Origin of the sequence: Neisseria sp. HMSC058F07 (assembly GCF_001810035.1) — a bacterium.
Taxonomy (GTDB): domain Bacteria; phylum Pseudomonadota; class Gammaproteobacteria; order Burkholderiales; family Neisseriaceae; genus Neisseria; species Neisseria perflava.
The window spans coordinates 113,782-130,726 of sequence record NZ_KV799663.1 but is presented as its reverse complement, the minus strand read 5'-3'; the positions used below and the strand labels follow the sequence as shown (position 1 = coordinate 130,726).

General features: G+C 48.4%; 15 protein-coding genes. 4 read left to right on the top strand and 11 right to left on the bottom strand.

Features of this window, described 5'->3' with window-relative positions; translation table 11 throughout:
* Positions 1 to 2: 2 nt before the first annotated feature.
* From HMPREF2696_RS00825 to HMPREF2696_RS00775, 11 genes are all read right to left on the bottom strand, one after another.
* A complete protein-coding gene (locus HMPREF2696_RS00825; RefSeq protein WP_070587491.1) occupies positions 3 to 1,346 on the bottom strand; it encodes a Na(+)-translocating NADH-quinone reductase subunit A in 1,344 nt (447 codons plus the stop codon).
* A 336-nt stretch (positions 1,347 to 1,682) separates the two neighbouring features.
* Complete coding sequence (locus tag HMPREF2696_RS00820) at positions 1,683 to 3,101, bottom strand: sodium:proton antiporter (RefSeq protein ID WP_070587489.1); 1,419 nt, start codon at positions 3,099 to 3,101, stop codon at positions 1,683 to 1,685.
* Positions 3,102 to 3,541: 440 nt separating this feature from the next.
* Positions 3,542 to 3,901, bottom strand: a complete 360-nt coding sequence (locus HMPREF2696_RS00815) for a YbaN family protein (RefSeq protein WP_049323898.1) — start codon at positions 3,899 to 3,901, stop codon at positions 3,542 to 3,544.
* A 13-nt stretch (positions 3,902 to 3,914) separates the two neighbouring features.
* Positions 3,915 to 4,511 carry a DUF1415 domain-containing protein gene (locus HMPREF2696_RS00810; protein ID WP_070587487.1) on the bottom strand — a complete coding sequence of 199 codons (597 nt, stop codon included), beginning with the start codon at positions 4,509 to 4,511 and terminating at the stop codon, positions 3,915 to 3,917.
* 117 nt (positions 4,512 to 4,628) lie between these two features.
* The gene (locus HMPREF2696_RS00805) at positions 4,629 to 5,111 is read right to left on the bottom strand and encodes an Lrp/AsnC family transcriptional regulator (RefSeq protein ID WP_003684427.1); all 483 of its coding nucleotides are present in this window, start codon (positions 5,109 to 5,111) and stop codon (positions 4,629 to 4,631) included.
* 405 nt (positions 5,112 to 5,516) lie between these two features.
* Positions 5,517 to 5,990 (bottom strand): pilin, encoded by a 474-nt coding sequence (locus HMPREF2696_RS11900; RefSeq protein WP_070587484.1) that lies wholly within the window; start codon positions 5,988 to 5,990, stop codon positions 5,517 to 5,519.
* Positions 5,991 to 6,076: 86 nt separating this feature from the next.
* The gene (locus tag HMPREF2696_RS00795; protein ID WP_070587482.1) at positions 6,077 to 6,508 is read right to left on the bottom strand and encodes a pilin; all 432 of its coding nucleotides are present in this window, start codon (positions 6,506 to 6,508) and stop codon (positions 6,077 to 6,079) included.
* A gap of 791 nt (positions 6,509 to 7,299) precedes the next feature.
* A complete protein-coding gene (gene glnD / locus HMPREF2696_RS00790; protein ID WP_070587479.1) occupies positions 7,300 to 9,858 on the bottom strand; it encodes a [protein-PII] uridylyltransferase in 2,559 nt (852 codons plus the stop codon).
* 19 nt (positions 9,859 to 9,877) lie between these two features.
* Positions 9,878 to 10,174, bottom strand: a complete 297-nt coding sequence (locus tag HMPREF2696_RS00785) for a helix-turn-helix domain-containing protein (protein ID WP_004519584.1) — start codon at positions 10,172 to 10,174, stop codon at positions 9,878 to 9,880.
* Between the two features lie 423 nt (positions 10,175 to 10,597).
* On the bottom strand, positions 10,598 to 11,038 hold the full coding sequence (locus HMPREF2696_RS00780) for a TIGR01244 family sulfur transferase (protein WP_070587477.1): 441 nt from the start codon (positions 11,036 to 11,038) through the stop codon (positions 10,598 to 10,600).
* Between the two features lie 78 nt (positions 11,039 to 11,116).
* Positions 11,117 to 12,868 carry a M61 family metallopeptidase gene (locus tag HMPREF2696_RS00775; protein WP_049336034.1) on the bottom strand — a complete coding sequence of 584 codons (1,752 nt, stop codon included), beginning with the start codon at positions 12,866 to 12,868 and terminating at the stop codon, positions 11,117 to 11,119.
* A 332-nt stretch (positions 12,869 to 13,200) separates the two neighbouring features.
* On the opposite strand from HMPREF2696_RS00775, the gene ccoN reads away from it, so the two are divergent.
* From ccoN to ccoP, 4 genes are read left to right on the top strand one after another with little or no spacing between them, the layout of a single operon-like run.
* Positions 13,201 to 14,634 carry a cytochrome-c oxidase, cbb3-type subunit I gene (gene ccoN / locus HMPREF2696_RS00770; RefSeq protein WP_003748780.1) on the top strand — a complete coding sequence of 478 codons (1,434 nt, stop codon included), beginning with the start codon at positions 13,201 to 13,203 and terminating at the stop codon, positions 14,632 to 14,634.
* 24 nt (positions 14,635 to 14,658) lie between these two features.
* Positions 14,659 to 15,270, top strand: coding sequence for a cytochrome-c oxidase, cbb3-type subunit II (gene ccoO / locus HMPREF2696_RS00765; RefSeq protein ID WP_003748778.1), 612 nt, complete (start codon positions 14,659 to 14,661; stop codon positions 15,268 to 15,270).
* Positions 15,271 to 15,274: 4 nt separating this feature from the next.
* Positions 15,275 to 15,472: a cbb3-type cytochrome oxidase subunit 3 gene (locus HMPREF2696_RS00760; protein WP_004519588.1), complete on the top strand. Its 198-nt coding sequence runs from the start codon at positions 15,275 to 15,277 to the stop codon at positions 15,470 to 15,472.
* Complete coding sequence (gene ccoP / locus HMPREF2696_RS00755) at positions 15,472 to 16,818, top strand: cytochrome-c oxidase, cbb3-type subunit III (protein ID WP_004519589.1); 1,347 nt, start codon at positions 15,472 to 15,474, stop codon at positions 16,816 to 16,818. The genes HMPREF2696_RS00760 and ccoP overlap by 1 nt, the downstream gene beginning before the upstream one ends.
* Positions 16,819 to 16,945: the final 127 nt, after the last annotated feature.

The window sequence follows — 16,945 nt, the reverse complement described above, 5'->3', positions numbered from 1 at the left end:
AATCAGCCTTCCTTCTCAATGGTTTCCAGCACCTTGCGCAACAGCGGGCCGTATTCGTATTTGCCCGGGCAGACGAAGCTGCACAAAGCGAGGTCTTCTTCGTCCAATTCCAAGCAACCTAAAGCCTGCGCGCTGTCGGTATCGCCGACGATTAAATCGCGCAAGAGCAGGGTAGGCAGGATGTCCAGCGGCATCACGCGCTCGTAAGTGCCAATTGGTACCATAGCGCGGTCGCCGCCGTTGACGGCTGTATTAAACTTGAAGAGTTTGTTTTTCAGGAAATGACCGAGGGTTGTGCGCGTGATGGAGTATTTGTCCGGCTGCGGCGCAACCCAGCCGAACAGCTCTTTGCTGCGGCCTTCTTCGATAACGGAAATCTGATTGTGGTAGCGGCCGAGGTAATCGTGCGCGCCTTGTGCAATCGCGCCGTTTAATACCGAGCCGGAAATCACACGGTTGTCTGCATTAACCAATTCGCCGGCGGTAATTTGCGATACTTTTGCACCCAAAACGGTACGCAAAAGGCGCGGTTTGTTGACTTGAGAGCCACCCAAGGCAATCACGCGCTCGGTGTTCAGACGGCCTGTAGTAAACAAACGTCCGATGGCAATCACGTCTTGATAATTGATGGTCCAAACGGTTTTATTCGCGCCGACTGGCTCGATGAAATGAATGTGCGTACCGCTCAAACCGGCAGGATGCGGGCCGCCGAATTCATGTGTTTCAATATTGGCGGCGTTTTCAGACGGCACGTCCGCACCGGCAGCTTTGCACACATGAATTTTACGCTCAGTCAGGCGGCTCAATACCAACAGGCCGTGTTTGAAGTCTTCGGCGGCTTCTTTGATGATGACCGTAGGATCGGCAGCCAGCGGATTGGTGTCCATCGCATTGACGAAGATGGCGAACGGCTCGGCATCGACGGCAGGGATTTTGCTGAACGGACGGGTGCGCAGCGCAGTCCACAAACCGGATTGAATTAGATTGCGGCGCACCTCTTCGTTGCTCAATTTTGCCAACGCTTCAGGTGCGTAGCGTTCGAACTCGATTTCGTCGTTGCCTTCAACGGCAATCACGACTGACTGAAGTACGCGCTTTTCGCCACGGTGAATCGTGGCGATTTTGCCTGAAGCCGGCGCGGTAAATACTACGCCCGGATTCTTTTTGTCTTCAAACAGCACTTGGCCTTTTTTGACGGCTTCGCCTTCCTTGATTTTCATCGAGGGGCGCATGCCGACATATTCTTCGCCAAGCAACGCGACTTCGGTAATGGCCGGGCCGTCATAAATGACTTGCTCCGGTCTGCCCGCGATAGGCAGGTCTAAGCCTTTTTTTATCTTAATCATAAGGATGCGTTACTTTTTGGTGGGTTGAGATTCGGATGTCGGATTGTTTTTTCAGACGGCATGTAATGCTTTGAAACAAAGGATGGGCCGTCTGAAAAAAGCAGAGGTTTGCTATAAAAACAACGAATAAACGCAAACAACAAAGCTTTAGATTCTATCAGGTATGGGCCGTTTTATGTCAGTTTTACGCTTATTTTTACGGGAAAAGTGGGAAAAAAGTAGGAATATGTAATTGAGTGTTAAGAGAAATAATTTTTAACTGATTGATATTTAAACGCTATGTTTGATGATATAGCTGAAAATAAAAGGCCGTCTGAAATTCAGACGGCCTTAAGTTTAAAAGAGCTGCCAAACGAAGAAAATCATCGTATGCAGGGCAAACAGCGGTATCAATACAATCACCGACCATGCCATATAGCCGAAGAAAGAGGGCATCGGTACGCCGCGCTGCTCGGCAATGGCTTTGACCATGAAGTTCGGCGCATTACCGATATAAGTGAGCGCGCCCATGAATACGGAGCCCATGGATACGGCCAGCAGCGAATGGAACAGATGGCCTGTCATCAAGGCTTGGGCATCTCCCCCTGCCATATTGAAGAACACCAAATAAGTCGGCGCGTTATCCAAAAATGCCGACAAAATGCCGCTCATCCAGAAATACATCACATTAATCGGATTGCCTGCCGCGTCGTGAACCAGAGAAACGACAGCGCCCAGTGCGCCTGTTTCACCGGCTTTCAAAATCGCCAAGACGGGCGAAATGGTAATGAAGATACCCAAAAACAGTTTGCCTACTTCGGCAATCGGCTCGAAGTTGAACTCATTGCCTGCGCGTACTTGTTTGGGCGTAATAATCCAAGATACGGCGGTCAGAGCCAGCAAAATACCATCGCGTGCCAAGTTTTGCAGTGCATAGTGGCTGCCCAAAATCTCGAAACCCGGATGATTCGGCTGCCACAAGCCGGAGAGCAAGACTGCGCCGACCACGCCTGCCAGCAACAGGAAATTCCATTTGCCGTAAATTTTGACTTTCTCTTCGGTTTCGGTAGAAGCAGGGACAAGGTGTTCGCGTTGTTCACGATGAAAATGTCTGCTGTCGATGATGTAGAAAACAGTCAGCAAAACCACGGAACTGATCAACACAGGCATCAGCATGTGTTTGACGGTCCACATGAAATCTACGCCTTTCAGGAAACCCAAAAACAACGGAGGATCGCCCAACGGCGTCAAGCCGCCGCCGATATTCGCTACCAAGAAAATGAAGAAAATCACGATGTGAACACGATAGTAGCGATTATGGTTGGCTTTTAAAAGCGGGCGAATCATCAACATCGCCGCGCCTGTTGTGCCCATGACGGATGACAAAGCCGTACCGACTGCCAACAGGGTGGTGTTTAATTTCGGCGAGCCGTGCAAGTCGCCGCTGACAAAAATACCGCCCGAAATGGTATAGAGCGCCAAAAGCAGTAGGATAAACGGAATATATTCTTCAACCAACGCATGGGCAACGGTATGTACGCCGGCGCTGAAACCAAAGGTTACGATAAACGGCGTTAAAAACAGCAGCGTCCAAAACGCTGTAATTTTGCCGAAGTGGTGGTGCCAAGTATGGGAGAAAAACAGAGGTCCGAGTGCAATGGACAAGAGAATCAGGGCAAACGGCAGACCCCAAAGCAGACTTGCGGATGAACCGTCAAAATCGGATGCCGAGGCAGGAAAGGCGGCAAGAAGCAGTAAAAATGAGAGAGAGCGCATAGTATTTCCTTTTTATTCTGTTGCACCGTTAGAAACTTCGTTGAGAAAGCACGGCGGTGAAATATTCAGGCCGTCTGAAAATATCCAGACGAACTGCGCGGTTGTGTCAGGGGAAAGTATAACGCAAAGCAAGTGTTAAGGGACGGTTTAGAGTGTTGGAATCAAAAGAAATGTTGATACAAATAAAGAAATAAAAAGGAGGGAAGTAGTCGAAAGTAGTAGAAAAGTGGTTTTGAAACAGGGGTTTGAATTATTAATAATAATCCTATCAGAAAAACAATTTAGATTAATTTTAGCTAAAATTTACATTTGATTGAATAAATAGAGGCCGTCTGAAAAATGAGGGTTGAATAGGGTGTTTTAGGTGTTACTGATTGTTTTGACGGATAAATCGGGTATAAAAACAAAAACAGGTGAGCAAAAATGCCTACCTGTTTTATTTATGCCTCCGGCCGCAGCCACATCCACACGGCCACGCAGCTGCAACAGATTGACGATATGACACCGATCCACCAGCGTTCCGGAAACCGCCAAAACATCAACAGGCAGGAAAAGGTCATCATGCCGATAGCGAAAAACTTTGCCTTGCGCGGCACGGCACCGTTGTTTTCCCAATTTTGTATGATGGGGCCGAAATAGCGGTGATGATAGAGCCAATTGTGAAAGCGCGGCGAAGCCTGTGCCCAACAAGTAGCGGTCAATAAAATGAAAGGCGTAGTCGGCAGAAATGGCAGGAAAATACCGATAATACCCAAGACAAGCGACAATGCGCCGCAAAAAATCAATAGATGACGAACCATCTTCCATCACCAATTAGTTGTTTTCAGACGGCTTGTGATGCGGAAATGGACAACGCGGAATGTCCAACTTATCCCAGCCCTCATGCCCCATTTTTTCCAGCAACGCAATATTGCGGTCAAAAATTGCCGAGGCATCGGGAAACGCTTCAGCCGCTTTGGCAATGCTGTCTTCACGAATCAGGTGTAAAGTCGGGTAGGGCGAGCGGTTGGTGTAGTTGCTGATGTCGTCGGCTTCTGTGCCTTCAAATTGAAAATCAGGATGGAACGGCGCAATTTGGACAATACCTTCCAATTCGTTTTCTACAACGGCATCATCGGCGATTTCCAACATTTGGTTGAAGGTTTCAAAATCAGGGAACAGCGTCGGATGAACCAGTAAAGTGGTTTCCAATTCCGAAGCAGGCGTATTGCCTAGAAGTTGCAATTCACGATCCAAGTCTTCAAGGAAACCGTCCAAATGACGGGCTTCGCTGACAACGATGCGAACCAGATTTTTAACGTGCGGCGCTTTGGCAAACGGGCAGAGATTTAGGCCGATAACGGCTTTTTCCAGCCATTGTTTGGTATGTTCTGCAACAGTATGGGCGTCGAGATGGGCGGTGTCAGTCATGGTAAAAGCTTATGTGAATTATTCTTAAAAAGTATACAAGTGTATGGATGTGAACGCAAACCATAGAAATTTAAAAGGCCGTCTGAACAACAGACGGCCTTTATCAGTTTCAAATCACTAATCCTGAACCAAATGAACCAAAGGCAGAGCGGTCGTGTTTTTAATTTCTTTCAACACAAAACTCGATTGCGCATCTTGCACGCCGTGGTGAGAAAGCAGCGTGTCTAAAACAAAATGGGAAAACGCGTTCATATCGGTAAAAAAGGCATGGAGCAGATAGTCGGTTTCACCCGTTAAAGCAAAGCAGCTCAATACTTCCGGCCAAGCGCGGACAGATTCGGAAAAATCCTCGCGCGCATCTTTTGCCTTGCTAATCGATACACGGATAAAAGCCTGCAAGCCCAAGCCCAAAGAAACAGGGGAAAGCTGGGCGGCGTATTTTTGAATAATGCCCGCATCTTCAAGCTGCTTGAGACGGCGCAGGCAGGGAGAAGGGGAGAGTGCCACCTTTTCAGAAAGTTCAACATTGCTCAACCGCCCGTTTTCTTGCAAAACCTGCAGAATCTTTAAATCCGTTTTATCTAAATTCAGATGAGGCATGATGTTTCTCCCAATGTAGGCAATGTATGTTTTAAAAATGAAAAATGCTTAAAAATAAAGACTTGTATGGTTAAATTATATATTGAGTTCAGATGGGCGACAAATTGTCTTATCAGGAGTGTTGCGAATTTGTTTTATGTAGTGGTGAAAAGACGAGGGCCGTCTGAACCAATCAAGTTAAAACTTTTCTGTCGGATCAGGATTAAATATAAAGAGGCCGTCTGAAAATGGATTTCAGACGGCATTTATTCTCGTAATGTGATGATTCAGGCTCTTAATGACCTTGTTTTGGAGAGTTTGGTTTCTTTTGCTTTTGTTCGTTTTCCGCGTTTGTATTTGGCTTTGCTTGGGATGTTTTCTTCGCAATGTATTTTTGTGTTTTTTTGTAGGGTATGGGCTTGGTTGTTATCCGTTTGAATTGTCACGACACATGGCGGGGATCATCATCGGATCCAGCGTTCCGCCGCATTGCCAGTTAAGCAACCAAGTCGAGTCATTGTTAATTCGATAAGGGGTCAGGGTCAGGACTTTGCCTTTGTTTTGGCCTTTATCGAAAGGAATACTGATTTTGCCTGTATCTGCTTCTACAGTTACGCCACCGTTTTGGATGTATGTACCGCCGATGCGTTGAGCAGTAATGCCGATTGCACCTTGTTTGCTGACATCCTCTGCATTGGGCAGGCGGTTATTTACCGTTGAGGTAATGCTGATTTCGGTTTTCAGGTCGTCGGCAAGGTACAGTGCTTCGGAGGCTTGCGCCCTACCGATATAGTTTTGATAAGTGGGTATGGCGACTACAACCAGAATACCGAGGATGGCGATCACTATCATCAGCTCAATCAGGGTAAAACCTTTTTGGGCTTGAAATGGGGTATTCATTTGAGTGTATCGTTTTCTTATTTTTATAAAGTAAATCCCATAATTGCCTTATGGGATTTACTTTTATTCAGGCTGCAATACCAATATTAGCGGCAGTTAGCAGGAACGTGTTTAGGCTCGCTGTCTTTATATTTACAAGTCCAAGTGATTGGAGACTCAGGATTTGCTTGGGATGGAGTCAGGGTTAGTACAGGTTGTTTACTTGCACCTGTATTTTGAGTAGTTACTGTAATTACCCCTGTAGTAGCTGCAATAGTAATACTTTTAACGTAGTTAGTGCCTTTTGCAGGGAAAGTGTAACCAGTATTGGTAGCAGTAATTGCTTTTAGGCCACCCAAAGCAGAAGCAGTTTCTGCTACAGCCAATTTTGCAGGCTCGGCCAAGCTCAAGCCTTCAGATACTTTAGCGCGGATGGTGTAGTCTTGGTATGCAGGCAGAGCGATTACGGCCAGGATGCCCAAGATGGCGATGACGATCATCAATTCGATCAGGGTGAAACCTTTTTGGATTGCTTTCATTGATTAAAACTCCAGTTTGAAAGTGTGAATAATTATGTTTAAGTAAAAAGTCCGTAATGTGCTTGGCACTTTGTATTATGAGTAAACCATAAAGTAAGAAGGAATATACAGCTTCCGTCGGGCTTGCTGCTTTGAGGCTTGGGCCTTGCCGGACGTGTTGTTTCAAGCAGTCGGTGTGCCAAGTGTGGAAAATGGGTTAAAAATTTTATTTTTTATTTTTTGTTTGTTGTTTTTATTGGGTTTATTTTTTAATTTTTAAGTTTTGTGAGGTTTTGTTTGAAAGTTTCAGGATTTTAGGGAATTTGGGTGGTTGACGTTTTTTGTCAGTTTTGTGTTTTTTGTGACAGGGAAGGGAGACAAGTTTGGGTGTGTGACGTTTTTTGTCAGAATTTTAGATTGATTCAATAATATGTTAATTGGTTTGGACAGGCGGTGTTTTTATGGCTTAATCGGTCGGTTTGATTTTTTGTGATTTTATTCTTTTGTTTTTTATGGGTTTTATTTTGAGTATGTATTTTGTGTGAATATTGATGGGGAAATGGTTTGGAAGGAGGGGATTTGAAAAGGGGTTTGGTGTAATAGATGAATGAAATTTTGTATTTGGAATTATATTTATTTGGGTTATGATTTTGTAATGTAGTTTTATATCAGGGAGCAGTCTGGTTTTGATTTTTAAGGCGTTGGATTTCTTGAGTGTTTTAGAAGGGTATATTCAGGATGTTTATATGTTGAATGCGATTAGGGTGAGCAAAAAATGCTCACCCTATATTTTTAAGATGTTCAGACGGCCTTTATGGGGTCAGAACTTCGATCAATGCTTGTTTTAGGGTATTTTGGGTTTGCGGGTCTTGGAGGGATGGGCTGTAGGTGATGAAGCTGTCTTCGATGCGCTGATCCAAGGTGGTGATTTTGGCGTAGCGCAGGCTGATGTTGTGTGCGAAGAAGGTCTCTGCGATGTCGGCGAGGAGGTGGGGGCGGTTGACGGCGGTGATGTCTATGGTGTGCCAGCCGGGATAATCTTCTTCGGGGGTGATGATTACGGTAGGCGGAATGGGGATGTGGCGGATGCGGCGGCTGATGTGTGGGCGGCCGCTTTGTTTTTGGACGGTGGTATTGCCGTGGATGAAGCTGTTGAGTTCGGCTTCGAGTGCGCTTTGGCGGTCGGGATATTCTTCGGGCGGGAGATTGTCGGGAAGTTGCAGGATAAAGGTGTCGAGGATGTAGTCGTGCTCGGTAATGAAGGCGCGGGCGGCTTGGATGTCGAAGCGGTGGCTGCTGAAGATGCGGCAGAGGCGTGCGAAGAGGCGGTCGCCGTTGGGCATGAAGACCATGACTTGAAGGCTGTTGCTTTGGGGGAGGATGCGGCTGCGGACGGCCGGACTTTGGGTGTCGTAGGCGAGGTTTGCGGTGTGCCAGAGGATTTCCCGCGTTTGATGGCGGACGTAGTATGCGCTGCCGAGGATGCGGCGGAGTTTTTGTTGGTTTTTGAGGGGAACGGCTGCGCGCGTGAGTTGGTCGGCCGCGGCTTGTTCGCGTCGGTTGGGGAGGCGTTCGGGATCGTGGTTTTTGCTGTTTAAAACGGCGGCGGTGCTGTGGTAGAGGGTTTGGAGCAGGCTGGCGCGCCATGTGTTCCAAAGTTTGGGATTGGTGCCGCGGATGTCGGCAATGGTAAGCAGGTAGAGTGCGTCGAGGTATTCGCGTGTGGGAATATGGCGGCAGAAGGCTTGGAGGACGTGCGGGTCTTGGATGTCTTCTTTTTGGGCAACGGTGGACATGAGCAGGTGGTTTTCAACCAGCCATGCGAGGAGGTGGCTTTCTTCGTCGGTGTAGTAGTGGTCGGCGGCGAATTGTTGGGCGTCTTTGATGCCTTCTTTGGCGTGATCGCCGCCACGGCCTTTGGCGATGTCGTGCAGCAGGGCGGCGGTGTAGAGGATGTGCGGTCGTGGGTAGGCCTGCATGATGGCGCTGGCCTCGGGCATTTCGTGGCTGTGGGTTTCGATGGCGAGACGGCGCATATTGCGGACGACGGTCAGGATGTGGTCGTCTACGGGGTAAATATGGAAGAGGTCGTGTTGGAGCAGGCCGGTGATTTTTTCCCATGCGGGGAGATAGCGGCCAAGTACGCCGTAGAGGTTGAGAAAACGGAGGGTTTGGGTAAGGCCGGTGCCGTGTTTGAAGAATTGGATGAAGCGGCGGCGGTTTTCTGGGTTTTGGGTGAAACGGGCGTTGATTTTTCGTGTGGCCGCCCACCATGCGCGCAGGGTTTGCGGCTCGATGGTGGTGATGCTTTGCTCCTGCATGGTTTGGATGATGGTGAAGATGTGTTCGGGGTTGTGTTCAAACAGGGCAAGGTCGTTGGCGGCGATTTGGTGGCCGATGCGTTTGTAGCGGCTGTCGATGGGGTGGATATGTTGGGGGCGGCTGGAGGTTTGATGGTTTTTGAGAACCGGAATGAGGATGCCGTTGAGTTGTTTGATGGCTTTGGTGGCGCGGTAGAAGGTGTGCATCAGAGCTTCGCTTCTGCCGCGGATGTCGGGTTGGGTATAGCCTAAGCTTTCGGCAACTTGGGACTGGTAGTCGAAAAGCAGCCTGTCTTCGGGGCGGTCGGCGGTAAGGTGGAGATGAATGCGGATGTTGGCGAGGCGGCGGTAGCCATGAGCCAGCATGCCGGCTTCGGTGCGTGTGAGGACACCGGCGGTAACGAGGGCGGTGGGGTTGCTGTCTATGCCTTGTGCTTTGGCTGTCCAGATAAGGGTGTGGATGTCGCGCAGGCCGCCGGGGCAAGTTTTGATGTTGGGTTCGAGTTGTGCGCCTGTGCCTTGGGATTTTGTATGGCGTTGCTCCATTTCGAGGAGTTTGGCTTCGATAAAGGCGGCTGTGTCGCGACGTGTGTTGAGTTTGTTTAGAAGTTGGGCGGTAAGTTTGGCATCGCCTTGTAGGTGGCGTGCTTCAAGAAAGGCGGTTTCGCCGGTAATGTCGTTTTGGGTACTTTGGAGGATTTCTTCTATGCTGCCGCTTTTGATGGCCGGATTGAGGCGTGCGTCCCAAAGGGTTTGGATAAATTGGGCGGTTTGTTGTTGCAGGCCGTCTGAAAATGGGGCCGAGGAAATAATCGCTAAGTCCCAGTCAGAATGGGGGTAGAGTTCACAACGTCCGAAGCCGCCGATGGCAATCAGACTGATGTCGTTGCTGTCGGGAAAGTGGATTTGCCAGAGGGTTTGCAGTAGGGTTTCAGCAGCGGCGATATGGTCGCGGAAGTAAGCGGTAGGGCGGTTGTTTTGGCGGTAGGCAGTTTCTGCTGCGGCTTTTTGCTGCTGGTAGATTTGGATGGCTTGTTGGGCGGCGGGCATGATGGTGTCTGGCTGTGAATTAGGCTTGGGTATCGGTAGGCTCGGTCATTTGGCGGAGCATTTCTTGCGGCGGAAGGAGGAGTTTGTAAGGGGCGATTTTAAGCGCGGATGCGATTTTTTCGATGTTGGAAAGGGCGATGTTCCAGCGTTTGCGTTCGACGGCGGAAACGTAGGTGCGGTCAAGTCCGCATTGGCGTGCCAGTTCTTCTTGCGACCAGCCGTGATTAACGCGGTAGAGGCGCATGTTGTAAGCGATAATGGCGCGGAGGTCTTGCGGATCGGGCAGGCTTGGAGGGGGAGTGAGTTTGTTGACCATGGTGTTTTGAGTTTGTGGTTTGAACGATAAGGGGATTTTATACTATTTTTGTGAGAGGAAAGGAAAGGCCGTCTGAAAGTTTTCAGACGGCCTGAAAGGGGGTAGGTATAAAAAAAAGGGGGTGGCTTTCGGCCACACCCAAACACACACACATCAAGAGGAAAGAAAAATCATTTAATAAGAGAGCTGGCTCTTATCGAGGAAACTGGAGGATTCGGGCTTGGCCCTGAATCATTGAAAGGCATTATAAATGAAAATAGGGTCAGGGTATTGATACAGGTCAATTCGGGCTTGATTTAGAAAATATATTTTTAGGATAGTGGAAATAAATTAAAAATAAGCTAAGGCAATCAGGCCGTCTGAATAATCGGTTTCAGACGGCCTGATTGGTTTGAAGGCTACTACTTATATATAAATAAAGTATTAAGCCAAACCTTTATCTTTGGCTTCTTGCAGGCGGGTTTCAAAGTTGCTGAGGTTGACGCCAGCCTGTTCGGCTGCGGCAACTACTTCGGCTACGGATGCGCCGTGTTGCACTTGATGATAACCCCAAAGCAGGGAGCAGCGAGTACCGGTGCGGCAGAAAGCAAGAATAGGAGCCGGAGATTGTTGCAACAGATTTTGGAAGGCTGCGACATCGGCTGCGTTGATTTGAGGCGCGACAACGGGCTGGGATGAGAATTGGTTGATGCCAGCCTCTTTAAACCAGTTTTGCACTTCGGCAAAAGCCAGTTGGTTTTCTTCTTCACCGTCCGGGCGGTTGCAGATGATGGTTTTGATGCCGAGACGTACGGCTTCTTGGACATCTGCTTCGGTCAGTTGGGGGGCGATATAGAGGGTGTCGGTCAGTTTACGGATGGGCATAGTTTTTCCTTTCTTTATATTAAATGGATATGTTGATTTCAGACGGCCTAGGAAGTGGCAGGCCGTTTGAAGTTTTATTTAATGATTGTACAACCAGTTTTCGAGTTTTTGGCGATCGGTAATGTGCAGCAGGGCAGTATTGGCTTCTGCCGCTTGAACTGTGATGCTGGTTTCACGCAATAGGCCTTGACGGAAGAAATGGATGGTGGTGCGCGTGCCGATAGGCAGTTTGCTCCACTGTGCCGCAAGGTCGTTGCAGGCATAGCCGCCTAGGGCGATGATTTTGTCTTGCGGGCAGAGTCCGGCATTTTCTGCACTGCCGCCATTAAATACATGAGTCAGGACGGCATGATCGCTGCTTTGTTTGAAACGTGCGCCCAAATCGTTGGCGGGGGCAACCGATTGGGGTTCGCTTGCAAATGCTCCGCCATGTTGGCGAGGTAGGGGAATAAAGTCGAGTTTGACACCTACGCTTTGTAGGCATTCTGCGAGCGGAAGGTCTTCGGTGCTGTATAAGGCCGTCTGAAAGAAGGTTTCTAAATCTAAACTGGTCATTTCTTGGCAACGGATTTGCCAGTGTTTTTCGGGTATGCCTTGATGGGTGTTGCACCAGTCGCGATAGTGTTGCTGCATCACGCTGTCGATGGTGTATTTGCCTTGGCTTTTTTCACGGATGATAAGGTCGAGGCAAAGTGCGGCCAGTGCGCCTTTTTGATAGTAGCTGACGATGGCGTTTGGGCTGTTTTCGTCTTGTTTGTAGAACTTGTCCCACGCGCTGAAACTGGATTGGGCAAGTGTTTGTTTCAGGCGGCCTTGTGTCTGCTGTACACGTGTGATGCTTTGTGCAAGCAGGGTAAGGTAGGCTTCGGGGCTGATGGTTTTGCTTCGGGCTAGAAAGAGGTCGTCGTAGTAGGAAGTAATGCCTTCGAATGCCCAAAGTTGCTCGGTATAGTTTTCTTGGTCGAGGTTGTAAGGTGCGAATACGGCCGGTTTGATGGATTTGACGTTCCATGCGTGGAAGTATTCATGGGAGAAGAGGCCGAGCAGTTCGGTATAGGCTTTGTCGGCTTCACCCATATCGTAAGATGGCAGACTGTGGCGGTCGGCGAGTAGGGCGGTGCTGCTGATGTGTTCCAGTCCGCCATAAAGGTTGTCGCCCAGATGTAATAGGAAAAGGTATTCGGAAAACGGGGCAGGGGAGGGGAACATCGCTAACTCGGTTTCGCAGATTTTTTGAATATCGGCGAGGAAGCGGGTGCGGTCGAAATCAGGATAGATGCCGCTTAATGCAATACGGTGGGGGATGCCTTGTGCTTCAAAGTCGAGGAATTCGATGATGCCTGTTTCAACAGGATGATCAATAAGCTCGGCATATGAGGCCGTCTGAAAAGTGGTCGCCGAAATTTGGGGTAGGGTGGTGGCTATCTGCCATGTGTGTGGCAGGGTAGGAAATTCGACTTGGTGTGGTTGTTCCTCTTGTCCGTGCACTTTTAAGAATAGGCACGCGCCATCAAAAAAGCCGCGCTCGGTACTGAGGAATGAGCCGCGAACAGACAAGTCGAATGCGTAGACGGTGTAGTAAATTTCCCACGCTCCATTGAGGGCAGGGGTTTGCCAATAGTTTTTGCTGGTTTGTGTCAGTGGCTGGGCTTTGCCGTTGCAGCACGCGTTGATGTGTGTGATGTGGCGGGCAAAGTCACGGATGAGATAGCTGCCGGGAACCCAGTTTGGCAGGCTGATTTCTGTTTCAGAATCATCAGTTTGAGTGAATGATAAGGTGATGTGCCATTCATGAGACAGAAAGTTGGGGGTAATTTTGTAATTAATCATGGCTATTGGTTAATTTGCTAAAGTTTATTAAGAGGAAGGGGTTTTAAAGGGTAGGCTTAATCTATATCAATAAAACTGTACGAAAAAGGGGGCTTGAAAAAATGCTGTGTCCGATTTATTGAACATGTTTAAATAATTTATTGATTATAAAAGAAATGAGATTATGTCTCACTAAAGTTTTTATGCAATATGGAATGTAATTTTGCTTGGCATGTTGTGGTGTCTATGTTAAATTTAGAAAAATTTGAGCCTTGGCCGTATTGCGCTTTTCGTAAATGCAGGGGCTGGGGTGAGATAAAAATTTTTTATACCCATAATTTATGGAGACTTCCATGGACACACAAACTTATAACTACAAAGTGGTGCGCCAGTTCGCCATCATGACTGTAGTTTGGGGTATTGTGGGCATGTTGGTTGGCGTTATCGTCGCTGCCCAGCTTTTTGCTCCGGCCCTAGATTTATCCAATATCGGACCTTGGTTCCACTTTGGCCGCCTGCGTCCTCTGCACACCAATGCGGTTATTTTTGCATTCGGTGGTTGTGGTTTGATCGGTACATCATACTACGTTGTTCAACGTACATGTAATACCCGTCTGTTTGGCGGTTGGCTGCCTGCATTTACCTTCTGGGGTTGGCAGGCCGTTATCGTGGCTGCTGCCATCAGCTTGCCTATGGGTTACACCCAAGGTAAAGAATACGCCGAGTTGGAATGGCCTATCGACATTTTGATTACGCTGGTGTGGGTTGCCTACGCTATCGTATTCTTCGGTACGATTGCCAAACGTAAAATCAAACATATTTACGTTGCCAACTGGTTCTACGGCGGCTTTATCTTGGCCGTTGCACTGTTGCACATCGTCAACAATATCAGCATCCCTGCCGGTTTGATGAAATCTTATCCGGTTTACGCAGGTGCGATTGATGCGATGGTTCAATGGTGGTATGGCCACAATGCGGTGGGCTTTTTCCTGACAGCCGGCTTCTTGGGTATGATGTACTATTTCGTACCTAAACAAGCGGGCCGTCCGATTTACTCTTACCGCTTGTCCGTCGTTCACTTCTGGGCTTTGATTTTCACTTATATGTGGGCTGGTTCACACCACTTGCACTACACCGCATTGCCTGACTGGACTCAATCTTTGGGTATGGTATTGTCTTTGATCCTGTTTGCGCCTTCTTGGGGCGGTATGATCAACGGTATCATGACTCTGTCCGGCGCATGGGACAAACTGCGTACCGACCCGATTTTGAAATTCTTGATCGTTTCTCTGTCTTTCTACGGTATGTCTACCTTCGAAGGCCCGATGATGTCTATCAAAACCGTTAACGCTCTGAGCCACTACACCGACTGGACTGTTGCACACGTTCACGCCGGCGCATTGGGCTGGGTGGGCTTTGTAACCATCGGTTCCGTTTACTATATGATTCCCCGCTTGTTCGGCAAAAATGAAATGTACAGCACCAAATTGGTTGAGGCGCATTTCTGGATCGCGACCATCGGCGTGGTTCTGTATATCGCTGCAATGTGGATTGCCGGCGTAATGCAAGGTCTGATGTGGGGTTCTTTGAATGACGACGGCACGCTGACTTATTCCTTCGTTGAATCCGTAAAACGTACCATGCCTTACTACATGATTCGTTTCACCGGCGGTCTTCTGTACCTGAGCGGTATGTGCATCATGGCATATAACGTTTACCGTACTGCTATCAGTGGTAAAGCAGTTGATGCTGAGATTCCTGCGGTTTCTCAAACTCAACACCACTAATGACAAGAAAGATAGGCTACCAAAATGAAATTACAACAATTAGCTGAAGAAAAAGTCGGTGTACTGATTGTATTCACCCTGCTTGTAGTCAGCGTCGGCCTTCTGATTGAGGCTGTTCCGCTGTTCTTCACCAAGGCAGTTACCGAACCTGCGCCCGGCGTGAAACCATATAACGCTCTGCAAGTGGCCGGTCGCGATATTTATGTGCGCGAAGGCTGCTACAACTGCCACTCTCAAATGATTCGTCCATTCCGTGCAGAAACTGAACGTTACGGTCATTATTCCGTTGCCGGTGAGTCTGTTTATGACCATCCGTTCCAATGGGGTTCTAAACGTACCGGTCCGGATTTGGCTCGTGTCGGCGGCCGTTATTCCGATGAATGGCACCGCATCCACCTGCTGAACCCGCGCGACGTTGTGCCGGAGTCCAATATGCCTGCATTCCCATGGCTCGCACGCAATAAAGTCGATGCCGAGGCAACTGTGGCGCATATGAAAGCCCTGCGTAAAGTGGGTACACCTTACAGCGATGAAGAAATTGCCAAAGCACCTGAAATGCTGGCTAACAAATCAGAGCTGGACGCTGTTATCGCCTATCTGCAAGGCTTGGGCTTGGCATTGAAAAACGTAAGGTAACATCATGGACGCTAACTGGGCTCGCTCGCTCTTTACTGTTTGGGTATTTATCAGCTTTATTTTAGTCCTCTATATTGTGTTCAATAGACGCAATAAGAAAAACTATGACGATGCTGCCAGCAGTATTTTCGATAATGACGAACGAAGGCCGTCTGAAAAGGACGATCAAGCTCAGTCAGTCCGTGATCACGGAGCAAAATAATGAACACAACATCCCAATTTACCAGTAGTTTCTGGAGTATATATATTGCCGTTATCGTCGTGCTCAGCTTCATCGGCCTGGCTTGGCTTCTGCTTTCGCAAAACGTTGTGAAACGCCCTAAAAAAGGCGAAGAAGTAAAAACCACAGGTCATGAGTGGGACGGCATTTCGGAGTACAACAACCCTCTGCCACGTTGGTGGTTTTGGCTTTATGTCTGCACATGGCTGTTTGGCGTCGGCTACCTGATTATGTATCCAGGTATTGGCGATTACAAAGGCCTGTGGGGCTGGAGCAGCCATGGTCAATATGAAGAAGAAGTTGCCAAAGCCAATCAGCAATACGGTAAAGTGTATGCTAAATTTTCCAATATGCCGATTGAGAAAGTGGCTAAAGACCCTGAAGCCCGTGCTATTGCACAAAACCTTTTCAATACCTACTGTATCCAATGTCACGGCTCAGATGCCAAAGGCTCCAAAGGCTTCCCGAATTTGACCGACGACGACTGGTTGTGGGGTGGCGAACCTGAAAAAATTCAGGAAACCATTGAAAAAGGCCGTACTGCCTCTATGCCGGCATGGGGGCCTGCTTTGGGTGAAGAAGGAGTGAAAAACGTAACACAGTATGTTATGTCTCTTTCTAAACCTAAAGGTCAATACGACGAAGAACGTGCAGAACGCGGTAAAGCCCTGTTTAGCGGCCCACCTGCCAACTGTTTCACTTGTCACGGCGACAAAGGTCAAGGTATCCAAGGCCTCGGCCCGAATCTGACCGACGATGTATGGTTGTGGGGCGGTACTCAAAAAGCGATTACCGAAACCATTACCAACGGCCGCAGCAGCCAAATGCCTGCTTGGGGTCACTTCCTTGACAAAGACAAGCTGCACATCATGACCGCTTATGTTTGGGGTTTGTCCAACAAAGACGGTAAAAAAGCTCCTGCTAAAAAAGCCGAGCCTGCTCCGGTAGCTCAACCTGCCGATGTTTCTGCTCCGGCGGCTGCTTCTGCTCCTGCTGCCGATAAAGCTGCTTCAGATGCTAAAGCTGCTCCGGCTGCTGAAGCCAAACCTGCTGAAAAAGCAGAAGCAGCTCCGGTTAAGGTAGACGGCAAAGCTGTTTTTGAAGCCAACTGTAAAACATGTCATGGCGGTATGATTCCGGGCGCACCTGTTGTCGGTAAAAAAGACGACTGGGCTCCTCGAATTAAGCAAGGTAAAGATACTTTGCACAAACACGCGCTTGAAGGTTTTAATTCAATGCCTGCCAAAGGCGGCAACAGCAGCTTGAGTGACGATGAGGTTAAAGCGGCTGTAGACTTTATGGCAAATGAGTCCGGTGCAAAATTCTAATTTTGAGTCGGATTGAAAAAAGCGTACCTAACAAGGTACGCTTTTTTATATTTGATAAAACCAATAAGAGAAGACATATCAAAGAGGTGAAATATATAAGGCCGTCTGAAACATTCAGACGGCCTTT

What these genes read in the sequence shown, in the direction of transcription:
- HMPREF2696_RS00825 (WP_070587491.1), bottom strand. Translation starts at nt 1,346, where the DNA reads ATGATTAAGATAAAAAAAGGCTTAGACCTGCCTATCGCGGGCAGACCG.
- HMPREF2696_RS00820 (WP_070587489.1), bottom strand. Translation starts at nt 3,101, where the DNA reads ATGCGCTCTCTCTCATTTTTACTGCTTCTTGCCGCCTTTCCTGCCTCG.
- HMPREF2696_RS00815 (WP_049323898.1), bottom strand. Translation starts at nt 3,901, where the DNA reads ATGGTTCGTCATCTATTGATTTTTTGCGGCGCATTGTCGCTTGTCTTG.
- HMPREF2696_RS00810 (WP_070587487.1), bottom strand. Translation starts at nt 4,511, where the DNA reads ATGACTGACACCGCCCATCTCGACGCCCATACTGTTGCAGAACATACC.
- HMPREF2696_RS00805 (WP_003684427.1), bottom strand. Translation starts at nt 5,111, where the DNA reads ATGCCTCATCTGAATTTAGATAAAACGGATTTAAAGATTCTGCAGGTT.
- HMPREF2696_RS11900 (WP_070587484.1), bottom strand. Translation starts at nt 5,990, where the DNA reads ATGAATACCCCATTTCAAGCCCAAAAAGGTTTTACCCTGATTGAGCTG.
- HMPREF2696_RS00795 (WP_070587482.1), bottom strand. Translation starts at nt 6,508, where the DNA reads ATGAAAGCAATCCAAAAAGGTTTCACCCTGATCGAATTGATGATCGTC.
- glnD (WP_070587479.1), bottom strand. Translation starts at nt 9,858, where the DNA reads ATGCCCGCCGCCCAACAAGCCATCCAAATCTACCAGCAGCAAAAAGCC.
- HMPREF2696_RS00785 (WP_004519584.1), bottom strand. Translation starts at nt 10,174, where the DNA reads ATGGTCAACAAACTCACTCCCCCTCCAAGCCTGCCCGATCCGCAAGAC.
- HMPREF2696_RS00780 (WP_070587477.1), bottom strand. Translation starts at nt 11,038, where the DNA reads ATGCCCATCCGTAAACTGACCGACACCCTCTATATCGCCCCCCAACTG.
- HMPREF2696_RS00775 (WP_049336034.1), bottom strand. Translation starts at nt 12,868, where the DNA reads ATGATTAATTACAAAATTACCCCCAACTTTCTGTCTCATGAATGGCAC.
- ccoN (WP_003748780.1), top strand. Translation starts at nt 13,201, where the DNA reads ATGGACACACAAACTTATAACTACAAAGTGGTGCGCCAGTTCGCCATC.
- ccoO (WP_003748778.1), top strand. Translation starts at nt 14,659, where the DNA reads ATGAAATTACAACAATTAGCTGAAGAAAAAGTCGGTGTACTGATTGTA.
- HMPREF2696_RS00760 (WP_004519588.1), top strand. Translation starts at nt 15,275, where the DNA reads ATGGACGCTAACTGGGCTCGCTCGCTCTTTACTGTTTGGGTATTTATC.
- ccoP (WP_004519589.1), top strand. Translation starts at nt 15,472, where the DNA reads ATGAACACAACATCCCAATTTACCAGTAGTTTCTGGAGTATATATATT.